14 protein-coding genes and 2 tRNA genes are annotated in these 17,947 nt (G+C 71.4%); 14 read left to right on the top strand and 2 right to left on the bottom strand.

Translation table 11 applies throughout. The features are described 5' to 3' along the window. The 4 genes from ACFVT5_RS26730 to ACFVT5_RS26715 all read left to right on the top strand — a co-directional run bounded on the left by ACFVT5_RS26730 (position 1) and on the right by ACFVT5_RS26715 (position 4,194). The gene (locus ACFVT5_RS26730; protein ID WP_389893863.1) at positions 1–414 is read left to right on the top strand and encodes a MaoC family dehydratase; all 414 of its coding nucleotides are present in this window, start codon (positions 1–3) and stop codon (positions 412–414) included. Then, positions 411–1,577: a lipid-transfer protein gene (locus tag ACFVT5_RS26725; RefSeq protein ID WP_389893056.1), complete on the top strand. Its 1,167-nt coding sequence runs from the start codon at positions 411–413 to the stop codon at positions 1,575–1,577. The genes ACFVT5_RS26730 and ACFVT5_RS26725 overlap by 4 nt, the downstream gene beginning before the upstream one ends. A gap of 194 nt (positions 1,578–1,771) precedes the next feature. Beyond that, positions 1,772–2,404 (top strand): SigE family RNA polymerase sigma factor, encoded by a 633-nt coding sequence (locus ACFVT5_RS26720; RefSeq protein WP_389893054.1) that lies wholly within the window; start codon positions 1,772–1,774, stop codon positions 2,402–2,404. A gap of 140 nt (positions 2,405–2,544) precedes the next feature. Next, positions 2,545–4,194, top strand: coding sequence for a long-chain fatty acid--CoA ligase (locus ACFVT5_RS26715; protein ID WP_389893052.1), 1,650 nt, complete (start codon positions 2,545–2,547; stop codon positions 4,192–4,194). 160 nt (positions 4,195–4,354) lie between these two features. Here ACFVT5_RS26715 and ACFVT5_RS26710 read toward each other — a convergent pair whose 3' ends face one another. Further along, positions 4,355–8,776 carry a PAS domain-containing protein gene (locus ACFVT5_RS26710; protein WP_389893049.1) on the bottom strand — a complete coding sequence of 1,474 codons (4,422 nt, stop codon included), beginning with the start codon at positions 8,774–8,776 and terminating at the stop codon, positions 4,355–4,357. Between the two features lie 302 nt (positions 8,777–9,078). Continuing rightward, complete coding sequence (locus tag ACFVT5_RS26705; protein WP_389893046.1) at positions 9,079–9,537, bottom strand: SSI family serine proteinase inhibitor; 459 nt, start codon at positions 9,535–9,537, stop codon at positions 9,079–9,081. 206 nt (positions 9,538–9,743) lie between these two features. Here ACFVT5_RS26705 and ACFVT5_RS26700 point away from each other — a divergent pair. From ACFVT5_RS26700 to ACFVT5_RS26655, 10 genes are all read left to right on the top strand, one after another. After that, a tRNA-Ser gene (locus tag ACFVT5_RS26700) sits at positions 9,744–9,834 on the top strand. 205 nt (positions 9,835–10,039) lie between these two features. Beyond that, positions 10,040–10,112, top strand: a tRNA-Arg gene (locus ACFVT5_RS26695). Positions 10,113–10,349: 237 nt separating this feature from the next. After that, positions 10,350–10,934 carry a signal protein gene (locus ACFVT5_RS26690; RefSeq protein WP_389893044.1) on the top strand — a complete coding sequence of 195 codons (585 nt, stop codon included), beginning with the start codon at positions 10,350–10,352 and terminating at the stop codon, positions 10,932–10,934. A gap of 56 nt (positions 10,935–10,990) precedes the next feature. Then, on the top strand, positions 10,991–11,545 hold the full coding sequence (locus ACFVT5_RS26685; protein ID WP_389893861.1) for a YciI family protein: 555 nt from the start codon (positions 10,991–10,993) through the stop codon (positions 11,543–11,545). A gap of 12 nt (positions 11,546–11,557) precedes the next feature. After that, complete coding sequence (locus tag ACFVT5_RS26680; protein ID WP_389893041.1) at positions 11,558–12,538, top strand: DUF2797 domain-containing protein; 981 nt, start codon at positions 11,558–11,560, stop codon at positions 12,536–12,538. Between the two features lie 43 nt (positions 12,539–12,581). After that, positions 12,582–12,950, top strand: a complete 369-nt coding sequence (locus ACFVT5_RS26675) for an antibiotic biosynthesis monooxygenase family protein (protein WP_389893038.1) — start codon at positions 12,582–12,584, stop codon at positions 12,948–12,950. Continuing rightward, positions 12,947–13,825 (top strand): amidohydrolase family protein, encoded by an 879-nt coding sequence (locus ACFVT5_RS26670; protein ID WP_389893035.1) that lies wholly within the window; start codon positions 12,947–12,949, stop codon positions 13,823–13,825. Before ACFVT5_RS26675 ends, ACFVT5_RS26670 begins: the two co-directional genes overlap by 4 nt. Positions 13,826–13,999: 174 nt before the next feature. Further along, the gene (locus ACFVT5_RS26665) at positions 14,000–14,743 is read left to right on the top strand and encodes a response regulator transcription factor (protein ID WP_389893032.1); all 744 of its coding nucleotides are present in this window, start codon (positions 14,000–14,002) and stop codon (positions 14,741–14,743) included. Further along, the gene (locus tag ACFVT5_RS26660; RefSeq protein ID WP_389893029.1) at positions 14,740–16,395 is read left to right on the top strand and encodes a sensor histidine kinase; all 1,656 of its coding nucleotides are present in this window, start codon (positions 14,740–14,742) and stop codon (positions 16,393–16,395) included. Before ACFVT5_RS26665 ends, ACFVT5_RS26660 begins: the two co-directional genes overlap by 4 nt. Before the next feature lie 26 nt (positions 16,396–16,421). Next, a complete protein-coding gene (locus ACFVT5_RS26655) occupies positions 16,422–17,849 on the top strand; it encodes a glycosyltransferase (protein ID WP_389893026.1) in 1,428 nt (475 codons plus the stop codon). Positions 17,850–17,947 lie beyond the last annotated feature (98 nt).

Below are 17,947 nucleotides of genomic sequence, written 5' to 3'. Positions count from 1 at the left end.
ATGCCGTCGCTGGAGATCCCGATCACCCGCACCCTGATCGTGGCCGGAGCGATCGCCTCGCGGGACTACCAGGACGTGCACCACGACGCGGAGTCGGCGCGGGAGAAGGGGTCGCCGGACATCTTCATGAACATCCTGACGACGAATGGCCTGGTGGGCCGGTACATCACGGACCACTTCGGCCCGGCGGCGAGGTTGCGGAAGGTGGCGATCCGGCTCGGGGCGCCCAACTACCCGGGCGACACCATGGTGCTGACCGGCACGGTCACGGAGGTCGGCGACGACGCCACGGTGACGGTGCGGGTGACGGGGGCGAACGGGATCGGGCGGCATGTGAGCGGCACGGTCATGGTGACCCTGCCGCTCACAGAATCCGGAAGCCCCACCTCCGCCAGCGCGGGAGGCTCGTCATGAGTGTGCGCAGCCGTGACTCCCTGGGCGGCAGGGCGGCGATCGTGGGGATCGGGGCCACCGAATTCTCCAAGGACTCGGGCCGCAGTGAGCTGAAGCTGGCCGTCGAGGCGGTGGGCGCCGCGCTGGACGACGCGGGGCTCGCCCCCGCCGACGTCGACGGCATGGTCACCTTCACGATGGACACCAACCCGGAGATCACGGTCGCCCAGGCGTGCGGGATCGGGGAGCTGTCCTTCTTCTCCCGGGTGCACTACGGCGGTGGCGCGGCCTGTGCGACGGTCCAGCAGGCGGCCCTCGCGGTGGCGACGGGCGTGGCCGAGGTGGTGGTCTGCTACCGGGCGTTCAACGAGCGGTCGGGCCGGCGGTTCGGTTCAGGGGTGCAGCACCGGGAGCCGTCGGCGGAGGGGGCGGCGCTCGGCTGGGCGCTGCCGTTCGGACTGCTGACGCCGGCGTCCTGGGTGGCGATGGCGGCGCAACGGTATCTGTATACGTTCGGGCTGACACCGAAGGCGTTCGGGCACGTCGCCGTGGTGGACCGGAAGTACGCGGCGACCAATCCGGCGGCGTACTTCCACGGCAAGCCGATCACGCTCGCCGACCACGCGGAGTCGCGGTGGATCGTGGAGCCGCTGAGGCTGCTCGACTGCTGCCAGGAGACCGATGGCGGACAGGCACTCGTGGTGACCTCGGTGGAGCGGGCCCGCGACCTGCCGAACACGCCGGCCGTGATCAACGCGGCGGCCCAGGGCGCGGGCCGGGCGCAGGAACAGATGACCAGCTTCTACCGGGACGGCCTGACCGGGCTGCCGGAGATGGGGGTGGTGGCACGGCAGTTGTGGCGGACCGCGGGGTTGGGGCCGGGGGACATCGACGTGGGGATCCTGTACGACCACTTCACACCGTTCGTGCTGATGCAGCTGGAGGAGTTCGGGTTCTGCGGGCCCGGTGAGGCGGCGGACTTCGTGGCCGAGGAGAGGCTGCCGCTCAACACCCATGGGGGTCAGCTCGGGGAGGCGTATCTGCACGGGATGAACGGCATCGCGGAGGCCGTGCGGCAGGTGCGGGGCACGGCGGTGAACCAGATACCCGGCGCCCGCCGCACTCTGGTCACGGCGGGCACAGGCGTTCCCACATCGGGGCTCGTCCTGGGGACGGACGATTGAGGTCCGGTTGACGGCCGGTCGACGGCCCGTCGAGGTCCGGTGGAAGGGGCCTCAGGGATGAACCCTCAGTGATGTGCACCCCCTCCTCCACCTTCAGGAGGTGGGGCTAGCACCCCGCCTACAACCTGAGGCGGACATGGCTTCGGGACCTGTGGGCGATCCCTAAAGGTAGGGGTCACTCCTAGCGTGGAGCCATGACCGCAACCATGGCGCCTGTCTGCACCAGCGCAGCGAAGCACGTGGCACCGATGGCCACGCCGCACGTGGCACCGACGGCCACGCCGTACGCGGCACCGACCGCCACGACACCGGCCACGACGCCGACGGCACACCGGGCGTACCCGTCGTTCGCGTCCTATGTACGGGCACGGGGGCCCGTGCTGCTCCGTACCGCCCGGTCGCTCACGGCGAATCCGAGTGATGCCGAGGACCTGCTCCAGACCGCGCTCACGAAGACGTATGTCGCGTGGGACCGCATCGAGGACCACCGCGCCCTCGACGGGTATGTGCGGCGGGCCCTGCTGAACACGCGGACGTCGCAGTGGCGTAAGCGCAAGGTGGACGAGTTCGCGTGCGACGAACTGCCGGAGCCGGAGACGGTTCCGGCGGGGGATCCGGCCGAGCAGCAGGCGCTGCGGGACGCGATGTGGCGGGCGATCACGAAGCTGCCGGCCCGGCAGCGGGCGATGGTCGTCCTCAGGTATTACGAGGACCTCAGCGAGGCGCAGACGGCGGCGGTGCTCGGGGTGTCGATCGGCACGGTGAAGAGCGCCGTGTCGAGGGCGCTCGGCAAGCTCCGCGAGGATCCGGAACTCACGGCGGCCTGACGTCCGAGGGCGCCCGGCGGGACCGCGCGCGGGCATCGGGTAGGAGAAGTTACGCGGGGGTAGTGACATACCGCGCGGTATGAACGCAGAATCGGCTCACCGATCCACGTTCCTCTCTGCCGACGCCACCGGAGGCCGCCGTGCTGAGCACCATGCAGGACGTTCCGCTGCTGATCTCAAGGATCCTGACCCACGGGTCGACGATCCACGGTGCCTCCCAGGTGATCACCTGGACGGGCGAGGGCGCACCGCAGCGCCGCAGCTTCGCAGAGATCGGTTCCCGGGCGGCCCAGCTGGCGCACGCGCTCCACGACGACCTCGGCGTACGCGACGGCGACCGGGTCGCCACGCTCATGTGGAACAACGCGGAGCATGTGGAGGCGTACTTCGCGGCGCCGTCCATGGGCGCGGTGCTGCACACGCTCAATCTGCGGCTCCCGGCGCACCAACTCGCCTGGATCGTCGGTCACGCGTCCGACCGCGTGATCATCGCCAACGGCTCCCTCCTCCCGCTGCTCGGTCCGCTGCTGCCGCATCTGCCGGGCGTGGAACACATCGTGATCTCGGGGCCCGGCGACCGTTCCGTCCTGGCGGGCGCGAGCGCGCGGGTGTACGAGTACGATGAACTGCTGGCCGGGAAGCCGACCACGTACGACTGGCCCGAGCTGGACGAGCGGCAGGCCGCCTCCATGTGTTACACCTCCGGTACGACGGGCGACCCGAAGGGCGTGGTCTACTCGCACCGTTCGGTGTACCTGCACTCGATGCAGGTCAACATGGCCGAGTCGATGGGCCTGACCGACGCGGACACCAGCCTGGTCGTCGTACCGCAGTTCCACGTCAACGCGTGGGGACTTCCGCACGCCACCTTCATGACCGGCGTGAATCTGCTGATGCCGGACCGCTTCCTCCAGCCGGGACCGCTCGCCGAGATGATCGAGGCGGAGCGACCGACGCATGCCGCCGCCGTACCCACCATCTGGCAGGGACTCCTCGCGGAACTCGCCGCCAAGCCGCGCGACGTCACGTCCCTCACCCAGGTCACCATCGGCGGCTCGGCCTGCCCGCCGGCCCTGATGGAGGCGTTCGACAAGCTGGGCATGCGGGTCTGTCACGCGTGGGGCATGACGGAGACCTCGCCGCTCGGCACCATCGCGCGACCCCCCGCCCACGCCGTCGGCACGGACGAGGAGTTCACGTACCGGCTCACACAGGGCCGTTTCCCCGCCGGTGTCGAGGCGCGGCTCAGCGGACCCGGCGGTGAGCGGCTGCCGTGGGACGGTCAGTCGGCGGGCGAGCTGGAGGTGCGCGGCCCCTGGATCGCGGGGGCGTACTTCGGTGGGACGGACGGTGAGCCGTTCCGGCCCATGGACAAGTTCAGCGAGGACGGCTGGCTCAAGACCGGCGATGTGGGGACGATCAGCCCCGACGGTTTTCTGACGCTCACCGACCGGGCCAAGGACGTCATCAAGTCCGGTGGCGAGTGGATCTCGTCCGTGGACCTGGAGAACGCGCTCATGGCGCACCCGGATGTCGCGGAGGCGGCCGTCGTCGCGGTCCCGGACGACAGGTGGGGGGAGCGCCCGCTCGCCACGGTCGTCCTCAAGGAGGGCGCGAGCGCCGACTTCGAGACTCTGCGTACGTTTCTCGCCGAGCGGGTCGCGAAGTGGCAGTTGCCGGAGCGGTGGACGCTGATTCCGGCGGTGCCGAAGACGAGCGTGGGCAAGTTCGACAAGAAGCTGATCCGGAAGCAGTACGCGTCCGGGGACCTGGATGTGACACAGATCTGACGTCGGTCACGGCCTGACGACGGTCACAGCCTGACGTCGGTCACCGGCTGACGTCGGCCAGGGATTGTCGTCAGCTGGGGGTTGCCGTCAGCCGGGGCGGCCCCGGCCGGTGCGGCCCCATCTGGGCGGGTGTTTCACGTGAAACACCCGCTCATCGTCGTCAGTTGGTCCCTATTTTCGCGAGCAGGTCGACGATCCGGGCCTGTACCTCGGTGCTCGTGGAGCGTTCCGCGAGGAAGAGGACGGTCTCGCCCGCCGCGAGTCGGGGCAGCTCGGTCCGGTCGACGGCGGCGGTGTAGACGACGAGCGGGGTGCGGTTCAACTGCCCGTTCGCGCGGAGCCAGTCGACGATTCCGGCGCGTCGTCGGCGTACCTGCATCAGGTCCATCACGACGAGGTTCGGCCGCATCTGTGCGGCCAGGGTCACCGCGTCCGCGTCGGTCTCCGCCCGCGCGACCTGCATCCCGCGCCGTTCCAGTGTCGCCGTGAGCGCGAGCGCGATCTCGGCGTGCTCCTCGATGAGCAGTACCCGCGGCGGATGCTGCTCGCTGTCACGCGGCGCCAGCGCCTTGAGGAGTACGGCGGGATCGGCGCCGTACGCGGCCTCGCGCGTCGCCTGGCCGAGACCGGCCGTCACCAGGACGGGCACCTCGGCGGCGACCGCGGCCTGGCGCAGCGACTGGAGCGCGGTCCGGGTGATGGGACCGGTCAGCGGGTCGACGAACAGCGCGGCCGGGAACGCGGCGATCTGGGCGTCGACCTCCTCGCGGGAGTGGACGATGACGGGACGGTAACCGCGGTCGCTCAGCGCCTGTTGGGTACTGACGTCGGGGGCCGGCCAGACCAGGAGGCGCCGGGGATTGTCCAGCGGCTCCGGGGGCAACTCGTCGTCCATCGGCTGGAGCTGCGGCTGATCGGCGATCTCGACGGCACCGCCGGGACCGTCCAGCGGCTCCGGACCCTCGTCGGCGTCCTCGTCCGGCGCTCCTATGGCGTACGAACGGCCGCTGGGGGCGGACGCGGTGGCGAGGCGGGACTGCGGGTGGGGGTGGGCCTGCGGCTGGGCTTGGGGGTGCGGTGGGGTCTGTCCTTGTGCCGGAGCCGGTGCCGGAGTTTGGCCCTGGGGTTGTCCCGGTGGCGGAGTCGGAGTCGGTGCCGGTGCTGCGGGCTGGTCCTGGGTGGGGTCGGGGCGGTTGGCGAGTTTGCGGCGGCGGCCGGCCAAGGCGCTGTTGGCGCCGCCGAGCGTGCCCTGTGTTGCCTGGGTGCCCTGGGTCCCCTGTGTTCCCTGGGTGCCGTGGGGTGGGGTCTGCTGGGGTTGGCCGGTGGCGCGCTGCTGCTCGGCGATCTGGCGGTCGAAGGGGACGCCCTGGCCGAGGGTGCGGACGCTTATGGCACGGCCCTGGGTGGAGGACGACGGGTCGCCGGGGGCGGCCTCGACGGGCTGGGCGGGCTGGGCTTGTGCGGCGCGGACGCGGGGGTCCAGTTGTGGGGCGAGGGTGCCGGGGGCGGGTGTGCCTTGGGCCGGTGTGCCCTGGGTCGGTTGCTGCGGGATGCCTTGGGCCGGAGTGGCCGGTACGGGACCGCCCTGGGCCGGGATCCCCTGGCCGGGCGTCGCCGGACCGGGAACGGACTGCCCCGGAACCCCGGGCATCGGAACTCCCGGCGCCGGGACCACCGCCCCGGGATACGTCCCGCCCTCGATCTGCTGGGCCCTGCGGCGCCCCGTCGGGCGGTCCGCGGGGTGGGGTTGCGGCGGGGTGTGGTCCTCGGTCGGGTCGGGCGGCGCGGCGGCGTGCTGGCCGGTGTCGCCGTGTACGTCGGGGTCACCGTGGCCGTAGCCACCGTCGCCGTGGGCACCGGCCGGTCCGGCTCCGGGGAGGCGCCGCCCGTCGATCTGACGGCCGTCGACCTGACGGCCCGGGGCCTGCGCGCCAGGCAAAGCAGGGGCGCCCGGCACGGCGGGGACTCCAGTCGCACCCGGTACGCCGCCGGGCGCACCTGGTACTCCCGGCTGTCCCGGTACTCCCGGCGCACCCGGTCCCGTCGGTGCGCGGTCCGCGTCGGCGGGGGGCAGTGCGAAGACGGGACGGGGACTGTTCTGTTCGGCGGCGCCGGAGTCGGCGGGCCGTTCGGGGGCGGGACCCAGCGCGCGCCGGGCCCGGCGTCCCGCCGACTGCCCCGCGGCTTCCGCGCCCTCGGCCTCGTTCATCACGCTCGCCCCGGCCCCGGCGGGCAGCGCGAACGGAGACGCCGGTACCGCACCCATGGACGTACCGGAACCGCCCGGCCCACCTGGTCCGCCCGCTCCGCCCGGTCCGCTCGACGCGCCCGGTGGCAAAGCGTGCTGTTCGTCGCCCCGGCGCGCCCGGCGGCCGGTCGGGGCGGGGACGCCCTGCGGCGGCACCGTCTGGCCGAGGCCCGGGGGCAGCGCGGACTGTTCGTTCGAGGCGACCACGGAACCCTCGGCAGGGCTGGGCCGCCCACGCCTGCGCCCGGTACCGCCATTTCCGCCATTTCCGCCGGTCGCGTCGCCGCCCGGCATCCCGTCCGCCGTCCCGTCGCCCGCCCTCGGCGCGGGCACCGGCGGCACCAGGGCCTCGGCTGATTCCGGTGCTTCGGGAGCGCGTCGCCCCCGCCGCCGCCCGGTCGGTACGCCCGGCTCCGGCACATCACCCGAACCCGGACCCGGACCCGCACCCGTACCGGCACTGGCCGTATCGCCGTCGCCGCCGAGACCGTCGCCCGGGACCCCGCTCTCCAGGAACGCGTCGACGGAGGCCCGACGCGCCCGGCGCCGCCCACCACGGCCACCGCCCGTACCCGCCACCTGCTCGGGCCCGGCCACCTGACCGCCACCGCCACCGACCCCCGTACCGGCACCGGCACCGGCGCCAGCACCGGCCCCCGTACCCGCTCCCGCGTCCGGCGGCGGAACCATCCCGGCCCCACCCCCGATCGGGACCTCCAGCACGAACGCGCTGCCACTCATCCCGGGCACCACATGGGTCTGGAGCACACCGCCGTGCGCCCGCACGATCCCCCGCACGATCGGCTCGTGCACCGGGTCGCCCCCGGCGTAGGGCCCGCGTACCTCGATCCGGACGACCTCGCCGCGCTGGGCCGCGGCCACCACGATCGTCGAGTCCATGTAACCGCCCGCCGCGACCGGTGCGTTGCCCGTCGCGTCGACGCCCGCGACGTCCGCGACGAGATGCGCGAGCGCGGTCGCGAGGCGTTCCGGGTCGACCTCGGCCTCGATCGGCGGGGCGTGCACCGCGAACTGCGCGCGCCCCGGGCCGATCAGCTCCACCGCGCCCTCGACACCGGCCGTGACGACGGCGTCCAGCATCGCGGGCCGCTTGACGAGCACGTCGGTGCCCGAGTCGAGCCGCTGATAGCCGAGGACGTTGTCCACGAGGGTCGTGATGCGGGCGTATCCGGCGGCGAGGTGGTGCAGGATCTGGTTCGCCTCGGGCCAGAGCTGACCGGCGTCGTCGGCGGCGAGCCCGGACAGTTCGCGGCGCAGCTCGTCGAGCGGGCCGCGCAGCGAGCCGTTGAGCACCGCGAGCAGCTGTTCGTGCCGCTCGGCCAGCGCCTCGTACCGGTCCTGTTCGCGCTCGGCGAGCGCCGCGTACCGGTCCTTCTCGGTGGCGAGTTGCTCCGTGTGCTCCTCGGCGAGTTCGGCCAGCTCCCCCGCGTGCTCCTCGCCGAGACGTGTCAATGCCTCCGCGTGCTGTCGGCCCAGCTCGTTCTTCTCGCCGGCCAGCGCGTCGTACGCGCGCCGGTCGGTGAAGGTCAGCACGGCGCCGACGAGCAGGTCCCCGTCGCGTACGGGCGCGGTCGTCAGGTCGACCGGGACCTTCTCGCCCTTCTTCGACCACAGGACCTGCCCGCGTACGCGGTGCTTGCGGCCGGACTTGAGGGTGTCGGCGAGCGGCGACCCCTCGAACGGGAACGGCTCGCCGTCCTCGCGCGAGTGCAGGACGAGGGCGTGCAGCTCCTGGCCGCCGAGGTCGCTGGCGCGGTAGCCGAGTATCTGCGCGGCGGCCGGGTTGACGAGGACGACCCGCCCGTCGGTGTCCGTGCCGACGACGCCCTCGGAGGCGGCGCGGAGGATCATTTCCGTCTGCCGTTGCGAACGCGCCAGCTCCGCCTCGGTGTCGACGGTGCCCGACAGATCGCGGACGACGAGCATCAGCAGCTCGTCGCCGCTGTATCCGTACCCGCCGCCGTGACCGTCGTACGCCTGCTGGCCGTTCTCAAGATTCGCGCTCGTGACCTCGACCGGGAATTCGCCGCCGTCGGTGCGGCGGGCGATCATGCGCTTCGGCTTGGTACGGCCGAGGGGGTCGATGGTTTCCGGGCGGCGCATCGAGCCGGGGATCAGCCGGGAGTCGAACTCGGGCAGCAGATCGAGCAGCCCACGGCCCACCAGCGCGGTGCCCGGGGCTTCGAAAGCCTCCAGGGCGATGGTGTTGGCGTTGACGACCGTCCCGTTCGCGTTGACCAGGACCAACGCGTCCGGAAGCGCGTCGAGTATCGCTGCGAGGCGAGCAGCGCCTCGGGATGGCCTGCTGCTCACGAGACGCTTCCTCCCTGTTACCGCATCTAGCCGACCGCGCAGGCCATCTTGCCTCGCGGCCCGCGACGTGTCACGCGAGGGAGTCTACGGGCAGCGGTTGCGCTCGCGACGCGGGATGAGAGGGAGGTCGCACGCAGATGCGAGGCAGATGCTGTGACGCTGCGGCGGCGTCGGCGCGGCTCCGGGCGCGGTCCTGGGTGCGACCTCGGGTGGGACCTCGGGTGGGACCTGGGATGCGATCTTGGGCGCGATCTTGGGCGCGACCTTGGTGGGGCCCGCCGGTCACACGTACGGGTGTCTCCTCACCGGGCGCGTGACGCGGCGGGCAGCACGGGCACCATCGTGTTCCAGCGCGAGATCTCGCACCCGTTGGTCCGCTCGTACGTGGTGTCGACGGCGCGGCCGTGCCAGCGGCCGGTGACGTGGGCCGTGGTGGAGCCCCCGTACTGGAGGGTGCACATGGCGCCGGCCGGTACCGGTGCGAAGGGGTCGCGGCCGTCGGCGCCGAGCTGGTCGAGACGGCGGCAGGCGGCCTCCGGGTCCGGGTGGGTGCCACCGGCGGGCGAGCAGTCGAGGCGGTACGTGCCGTCGATACGGCGCTCGGAGCCGGAGACCTTGACGGTGAGGTGGTCGGGCGCGGCGAACAGCGCGGGCAGGGGCAGGGGTCCCGCTTCGGCGTGCGCGGTGGCGGGGAGTCCGGCGCCGAGGGCGGCGACGGAGGCGAGGGACGCGGCGGCGGTGACGACGAGACGGCGCAGCATGCGGGCTCCACGGGGTGCGTACGTACGGGTTACGGTCCGGGAGGTCTAACGCGGCGGGGCTCGGGATGTTGCGGTACGGCTCACCGTGGCCAGGGCTTTGCCCTGCGCGGGGACTGCCTAGTACCGTGGGGGGCGATTGGTGACACCCCGCTCGGCTGTGTCATCATCTGCACGCACCGCATCGCGCTCGCGCGGGTGGTTGTGCGGGAGGCGTCGCCTAGTCCGGTCTATGGCGCCGCACTGCTAATGCGGTTTGGGCCTTCAAGCCCATCGAGGGTTCAAATCCCTCCGCCTCCGCACCTTGTTACCGAAGCCCCGGTCGACCCCGACCGGGGCTTCGGTGCGTCTCGGTCCCCACCGCCAAAAGTGGCATCTGCCCAGGTCAGACCGGCTGAGACAAACGGATTTCACCTCACGCCGCCGGTCATGTAATGTTGTTCCCGCAACGCCGACCGGGCCGCAACCCGGGCCAGGAAGAGCAAGAAACACAACAGAACAACAGGCACTCGTAGCTTAACGGATAGAGCATCTGACTACGGATCAGAAGGTTGCAGGTTCGAATCCTGCCGAGTGCACATTGCGTCAGAGGCCCTGTGGATCACTCCACGGGGCCTCTGACATTTTCCCTCACCGCCACCGCCCACAGGGACCCGGGCCACCCGCGTCGGTCGTCGTCGATCGGCTCGCCCGGTGCCCGGCTTCGACACGGCATCGGGATTCTCGGTGAGTTGGTCGGGGCGGTCGGGGAAGGGTTCGCTGTTTCGCGTGGCGACTGGGGAGTCGGGCATCCGTGCGGTACGGGAGGGGTATTCATGAAGATCAAGGTTGTGGTGGCGGGGCTCGCTGCCGCGATGCTGGTCGCACTCGTGGGGTGTGGGTCCGGGGCGACCCACGATCGTCTCTCGTCCCAGAGTCTCCAGAGCCGGTGGTGGACGTGGGCGGCGGCGGAGCCCGAGCCGACGAATCCGGTCGCCGATCAGGACGGAAGCTTCTGTGGGCGGAATCAGCCGCGGGACGTGTGGTTCCTGGCCGGCACATTCGGCACGCAGGTGAAGCGCACGTGCAGTGTTCCCGACGGGGTGCCCGTTGCCTTTCCCCTCCTGAACACGATCGCTGAACCGGCGGACTGCGCGGACTTCATGAGCACGGCCAAGGGATCCGCCGTGCTGGACGGCAAGAAGGTCGACTCGGACACCTACCAAGCAGAGCTGATCGCGGTGCGCGGTGTCACCGACAACCCCGTCACGGGTACGACCGGGCGCGTCTTCACCACCGGATGTGGCATCTGGGTCCAGTTGGCCCCGTTGAAGCCGGGGAAGCACAAGCTGACGATTCGCGGTCAGTCCGACGACTTCTCGGTCGGCGTGGACTACGCCCTGACAGTGGATGCTCCGTAGGGGCCGCAGAAGTTGGATTCCTGGGCTTTGTGGCGGGGGTGGGTGATTCTTTGGGGATGGAGTTCTTTTGTTATCAGCGGGATCGGGTGGGGTCTGAAGGGTTGCGGGGGGAGTTGGTTGAGGATCATTGGGGGTATATGGATCGGTTTGCCGAGGTGTTGATTGCTCGGGGGCCGACCTTTGTGGAGGGGGGTGAGGTGCCCAGTGGGAGTGTGCACATCGTGGAACTGCCTGATGCCGGGGCCGCTCGGGCGTTCGCCTTCGATGAGCCCAACTATCAGGCCGGTGTGTACCGGGACGTGATGCTGCGGCGGTGGCGCAATCTGCTCGGGCGGACCATGTGGGAGTTTCCCGGTGGGCGGACCGGGGGTCGTCGGTATCTGGTGCTCGGGTTCGGGGTCGGGGCCGGAGAGGGTGTCGATCTCGCCGTGCCGGGCGACCGGGACTCGCTCATCGCCTTTGGGCCGCTGCTGTCGGACGACGGCGCCTCCTGGCTGGGTACGGCCGCGCTGGCTCGGGCGACGGGTCCGGAGGCCGCTCGCGCCGTGCTGGCCTCGGATCTGTACGCCGACATCGAAGTGCACGAGTGGGAGTTCGGCGGCAGGCGGTAGGCCCTGAGAAAAGTGGCCAGATCTTCGGTGGGTGTGGGTGATCTGGCCACTTTTCTTGGGAGGGTGTCAGTGGGGGCGGCTAGCTTTGAGCGTGTGAGTTGGTCGTGTGTGGGTGTTCGGTGGGGGGAAGTCGGGCCTCGGCTTCGGTGGGTGGGAGGCGAGGGTGCGGAGAGGGAGAGCGCTCTTGTGCGGGGGCGTCCCATCGCCTTTCGGGTGGTGGGGGTGCGGCGGTGTCCTGGGGTGTGGCGGGGTGGGCGGTGGGTTTCGTGTGGGGAGCGGGCCGTCGTGCCGGGGCGGAGTACGCGCGGGCAGTGTGACGGGTGCGCTCGGGTCGACCGGGCCCATTCCGTGGCGGCCGACACCTTTCTCGATGATCCGCGGCCGTATCACGTCTACCTCGCCTGGTTCGGGGACGGCCTGGTCAAGGTCGGGATCACCGGGGTGCACCGCGGCGCGGACCGGCTGCTTGAGCAGGGCGCCGTCGCTTTCAGTTGGCTCGGTGCCGGGCCCCTCATGGCCGCCCGGCGGGCCGAGGAACTGCTGCGGGCCGCGCTCCGGGTGCCCGACCGGATCCCGTACGTCGCCAAGCGGGCGGTCCGGGCCGAGCTGCCGGGGCAGGGGCACCGCGCCGCCGAACTGACCCGGCTCCATCGCACCGCCCGCGCCCTGGACGGCTGGCCCGAGTCCCTGGAGCCGTTGCCGTGTGCGGTGGTCGATCACGGCGCGGTGTTCGGGCTCGACGGGTTGGTGCCCGCCAGTGGTGTGGTCACCGAGTTGGTCACCGACGCGGTGGTGCGGGGTCGGTTGCTCGCGGTCGCCGGGCCCGATCTGCATCTCGACGTCGCGCGATCACCCGACGACGACGCCCCACATGTCGTCGTGCTCGACAGCCGGCTGATGAAGGGGTGGTCGCTTGTCGCCGACGATGGCCTCCCAGGGCACATCACCTTGCCCGTACGGGACGTTTCGGCGGTGCAGAAAGAGTTGTTCTGATGGACATGGACATGGACGGGGGCCAGGAACCATCGTGGGCGTCATGAGCGATCACCCTGTGGCACCTGTCGCCCCGCACGAACCCCCGTACTACGCCGTGGTCTTCACCTCCGTACGGACCGACGGGGACAACGGGTACGGCGAGACGGCCGACCGTATGGAAGAACTGGTCCAGGAGATTCCCGGGTTTCTCGGCATGGATATCGCGCGGACGCCCGGCGGACTCGGCGTCACCGTCGGGTACTTCCGTGACGAGGACGCCATCAAGGAGTGGCGGGCGGTACTGGATCACCGTGCCGCGCAGAGTCGCGGTCGCGCCGAGTGGTACGAGCGGTACGCGGTCCATGTCGCCAAGGTCGAGCGCAGTTACGCGTTCGAGAGAGGCCACGCAGTGGACGAGGGTGTGGAGTGAGGGGCGAGGCAGAGGGCGTTCGGGGCTTTCTGGAGCGGCACCGGCTTCCCGGGCTCATCGATGTGCACACGCACTTCATGCCCGAGCGCGTGCTGCGGAAGGTGTGGGCGTACTTCGACGGAGTCGGGCTCTTGACGGGGATTCCGTGGCCGATCGCGTACCGGCAGGAGGAGGAGCAACGGCTCGCGCTGCTGCGGGAGTTCGGGGTGCGGGCCTTCACCGCGATGCTGTATCCGCACAAGCCGGGCATGGCTGCATGGCTCAATGAGTGGGCCGTCGGGTTCGCCGCCCGGACGCCCGATGTTCTGCACACCGCGACGTTCTTCCCGGAGCCGGGCGTGGAGGCGTATGTGCGCCGTGCGCTCGATGACGGCGCCCGGGTGTTCAAGGCACATGTGCAGGTCGGCGGGTACGACCCCGCCGATCCGGTGCTCGACCCCGTGTGGGGGACGCTCGCCGACGCCGGTGTCCCCGTCGTGGCGCACTGCGGTTCAGGGCCCGTGCCCGGTAAGCACACCGGGCCTGAGCCGGTCGGACGGGTCCTCGCGCGCCACCCCCGGCTGCGGCTGGTCGTCGCGCACCTCGGCATGCCCGAGTACGCGGACTTCCTCGACCTCGCGGAGCGGTACCCGGAGGTGCGGCTCGACACGACGATGGCGTTCACCGATTTCAGTGAGGAGATGAGCCCCTTTCCGCGCGCCGAGTTGGGGCGGCTCGCCGATCTCGGGGACCGGGTGCTGCTCGGTACGGACTTTCCCAACATCCCGTATCCGTACGTCCATCAGCTCGACGCGCTCGAAGGGCTCGGCCTCGGCTCGGAATGGCTGCGGGCCGTTTGTTACGGGAACGGGGCTCGGCTCTTCGACCTCGGCTGAGAGCGCCGACTGAGCGCCTCCACTGAGCGTGCCGACTGAGCGCGCCCGCTGAGAGCACCCGGCTCAGGCCAGAACCCGCTGAGGCGCGAACCTGACAACCCCGACAACCGTTTCTCAGCAGATTCACAGGTTCCCGAAAGAGCCCTCTCAGGCCCGCGCCCCAGGGTGTGCGGTATGACCGCGACCACGCCCCAGGGGCGGACCGAACTGCTGAGGCCGGACGGGAGCCCCGTCCGGGTGCTTGTCGTGGACGACGAGCTGTCCATCACCGAGCTGCTGTCGATGGCCCTGCGCTACGAGGGCTGGCAGATCCGCAGCGCGGGCGACGGGACCGGCGCGGTGCACACCGCGCGCGAGTTCCGGCCCGACGCCGTCGTACTCGACATGATGCTGCCCGACATGGACGGGCTCGCCGTCCTCGGTCGGCTGCGCCGCGAACTGCCCGACGTACCCGTGCTGTTCCTGACCGCGAAGGACGCCGTCGAGGACCGGATCGCCGGGCTCACGGCGGGCGGCGACGACTATGTGACCAAGCCGTTCAGCCTGGAGGAGGTCGTCGCCCGGCTGCGCGGACTGATCCGCAGGTCGGGGGCGGCCGACCGGCGCAGCGAGTCGATGCTCGTCGTGGGGGACCTGACCCTTGACGAGGACAGTCACGAGGTGACCCGCGACGGGCGTTCCATCCACCTCACGGCCACCGAGTTCGAACTGCTCCGGTTCCTGATGCGCAATCCGCGCCGGGTGCTCAGCAAGGCGCAGATCCTCGACCGGGTGTGGAGCTACGACTTCGGCGGCCAGGCCAATGTGGTCGAGCTGTACATCTCGTATCTGCGGCGGAAGATCGACGCCGGGCGCCAGCCGATGATCCACACGCGACGCGGCGCCGGGTATCTGATCAAGCCCGCCGTCCCGGCATGACCCGCGCGCGGGCGCCCCGTACGAGGTCACCCCGTGCAAGGTCACCCCGTACGAGGTCGCTGCGTACCCGCCTCGTCGTGGGCTCCGTCGCGCTCATCGCCGTCGTCTGCGCCGTCATCGGCACGGTCACCACGATCGCGCTCCACTCGCATCTGTACGAACAGCTCGACGCCACGCTCGACCCCGTCGCGGCGCGCGCGGTCAACCCGCCGCCGAAGCGCGACGCGCGGGCGGACAACCCCCTGTACTTCGTTGAATCGGGACCGCAGGAACTCGGCACCCTGGGCGCGGTCGTCGGCAGCGACGGCACCGTCGCCGAGGGCATGGTCAGCAACGAGACCCAGGGCACCGGAGGCGCCCTGGAACTCACCCCCGACGCCCTCACGCCGGCACAGGGGACAGCCCTCAACGGTGTCCCGAAGGACGGCGACAAGCACAATGTCGACCTGCCCGGACTCGGCGAGTACCGCGTGACCTACGCCTGGGGCAAGAACGGTGCCTTCTACGTAGGCATACCGACCGCCAAGGTCACCAACACCCTCAACACCCTCGTCGTCGTGGAGATCAGCGTCACCGCCGCCGGACTCGCCGCCGCCTCGCTCGCCGGCGCCGCCATGGTCGGCGTCGCCCTGCGCCCCCTGCGCCGGGTCGCCGCGACCGCGACCCGGGTCTCCGAACTCCCCCTGCACAGCGGCGAGGTCGCCCTGCACGAACGCGTCCCCGACACGGAGGCCGACCCGCGTACCGAGGTCGGCCAGGTCGGCGCCGCGCTCAATCGCATGCTCGACCACGTCCACGCGGCACTCGACTCACGCCAGCACAGCGAGACCCGGGTACGGCAGTTCGTCGCCGACGCCAGCCACGAGCTGCGCACCCCGCTGGCGTCGATCCGTGGCTACGCCGAACTGACCCGCAGGGGCCGCGAGCCCACCGGGCCCGACACCCGGCACGCCCTGGGCCGTATCGAGTCCGAGGCGAACCGGATGACCGGCCTGGTCGAGGATCTGCTGCTGCTCGCCCGGCTCGACGCGGGCCGGCCCCTGGAGTACGCGTGCGCCGACCTGTCGCCCCTCGTGGTGGACGCCCTCAGCGACGCGCGCGCCGCCGACCAGGACCACGCCTGGCGCCTCGACCTGCCGTCGCAGCCGCAACTCGTGCTCGCCGACGCGGCCCGCGTCCAACAGGTCCTGGTCAATCTGCTCGCCAACGCCCGTACCCACACGCCCCCGGGCACCACCGTCACCGCGCGCGTGCACCGGCACGGGCGCTGGGTCTGCCTGGACGTGTCCGACGACGGGCCCGGTATTCCGCCCGCGCTGTTGCCGCACGTCTTCGAACGGTTCGCGCGCGGCGACTCCTCGCGCTCCCGTGTCTCCGGGTCCACCGGGCTCGGACTCGCCATCGTGCAGGCCGTGACGGCCGCCCACGGGGGCGGGGTGACGGTCGAGAGCGTGCCGGGGCGGACGGTGTTCACGGTCCATCTGCCCGCGTACGACGGGGGCGCGTCCTGGCCTGTCACGGCCACCCACACCGGGCCTGTCGCGGCCACCCACTCCGGACCCGGAACGACCGTCCACACCATGCCCGGTACGGGAGTTCACACGGCTGTCACGCACTCACAGGCGGGGCACAGCCCGACCACACAGCCCTGACAGCGGCTCTGGCGAGTGTCGGTCCCATGCGAACCGACTCTTCATTCGGCACCGGCCCCACCGGGCCGACCATGGGTGCCCTGCCGGCCAGGCAGCACCTTCCCGCCGGTGCGGACGGTGTGCCGGTCCTCGATGTGGTGGTCCCCGTCTTCAACGAAGAGAAGGACCTGGAGCCGTGCGTCGTACGGCTCCACGACCATCTCGCCCGCACCTTCCCGTACCGCTTCCGCATCACGATCGCCGACAACGCCTCCACGGACAGCACCCCCCAGGTCGCCGCATGGCTCGCGGCGTCGCTCCCCGAGGTCGCCAGCGTGCGGCTCGAACAGAAAGGGCGTGGCAGGGCACTCGGCACCGTCTGGTCCGCGTCCGACGCGCACGTCCTCGCGTACATGGACGTAGATCTGTCCACCGACCTGAACGCGCTCCTCCCCCTCGTCGCACCGCTCATCTCCGGCCACTCCGACCTGGCGATCGGCTCCCGTCTCGCCCGCAGTTCGCGGGTGGTACGCGGGCCGAAGAGGGAGTTCATCAGCCGCGCGTACAACCTGATCCTGCGCGGTTCGCTGGCCGCCCGGTTCTCCGACGCGCAGTGCGGGTTCAAGGCGATCCGGCGCGAGGTCGCGCAGGTGCTGCTGCCGCTGGTCGAGGACACCGGCTGGTTCTTCGACACGGAGATGCTGGTGCTCGCCGAGCGCGCCGGGCTGCGGATCCACGAGGTGCCGGTCGACTGGGTCGACGACCCGAACTCGACCGTGCACCTCGTGAAGACCGCGTCCGACGACCTCAAGGGGGTGTGGCGGGTGGGGCGCGCGCTCGCGGTGGGCGCGCTGCCGCTGGACCGGCTCGCCCGCCCGTTCGGAGACGACCCGCGCGACCGCGCGCTGCCCGGGGTGCCGCGCGGACTGGCCCGCCAACTCGTCGGGTTCTGCGTGGTCGGGGGCCTGTCCACGCTGTTCTACCTCCTCCTGTACTCCGGCTTCCGGCTGGTCGCGGGCGCGCAGATCGCCAACGCCCTCGCGCTCCTGGTGTCCGCCGTCGCCAATACGGCGGCCAACCGGAGGCTCACCTTCGGGGTACGCGGCCGGGACCGTGCCGTACGGCACCAGGCGCAGGGCCTGGTCGTCTTCGGGATCGGACTCGCCCTGACCAGCGGGTCTCTCGCCGCCCTCGACTCGGCCGCGTCGAACGTCTCGCACGGTACAGAGCTTGCGGTGCTGATCGCGGCCAATCTCGCGGCGACCGTGCTGCGGTTCCTGCTGTTCCGGGCGTGGGTGTTCCCGGACCGCGACCAGGGTCGGGCGCAGCAGGCGGAACCGGACGCCACCCCCCGGCCGCCCACCCCAGAGGCATGGTCCCCGTTCGAGAACAGGCACCAACTCCCCCACCAGGACCCGAGCGCGCCCCGGCACGCCCGCCGTCCGCTCGACTCCGACCAGAGGAACGCCCGATGACCACCTCGCCCACCGATCCGTCCCTGGCGGGCTACCCGCCCGCGGCGCCCGTCACCGCCGCGCCGCCCGGCACCGCCCCGGCCGCGGCGCGCCCGCAC

The sequence above is a fragment of the Streptomyces sp. NPDC058001 genome, assembly GCF_042886315.1.
Classification (GTDB): Bacteria; Actinomycetota; Actinomycetes; order Streptomycetales; family Streptomycetaceae; genus Streptomyces.
The sequence above is the reverse complement of the archived record's forward strand: the minus strand, read 5'-3'. Positions and strand labels throughout refer to the sequence as shown.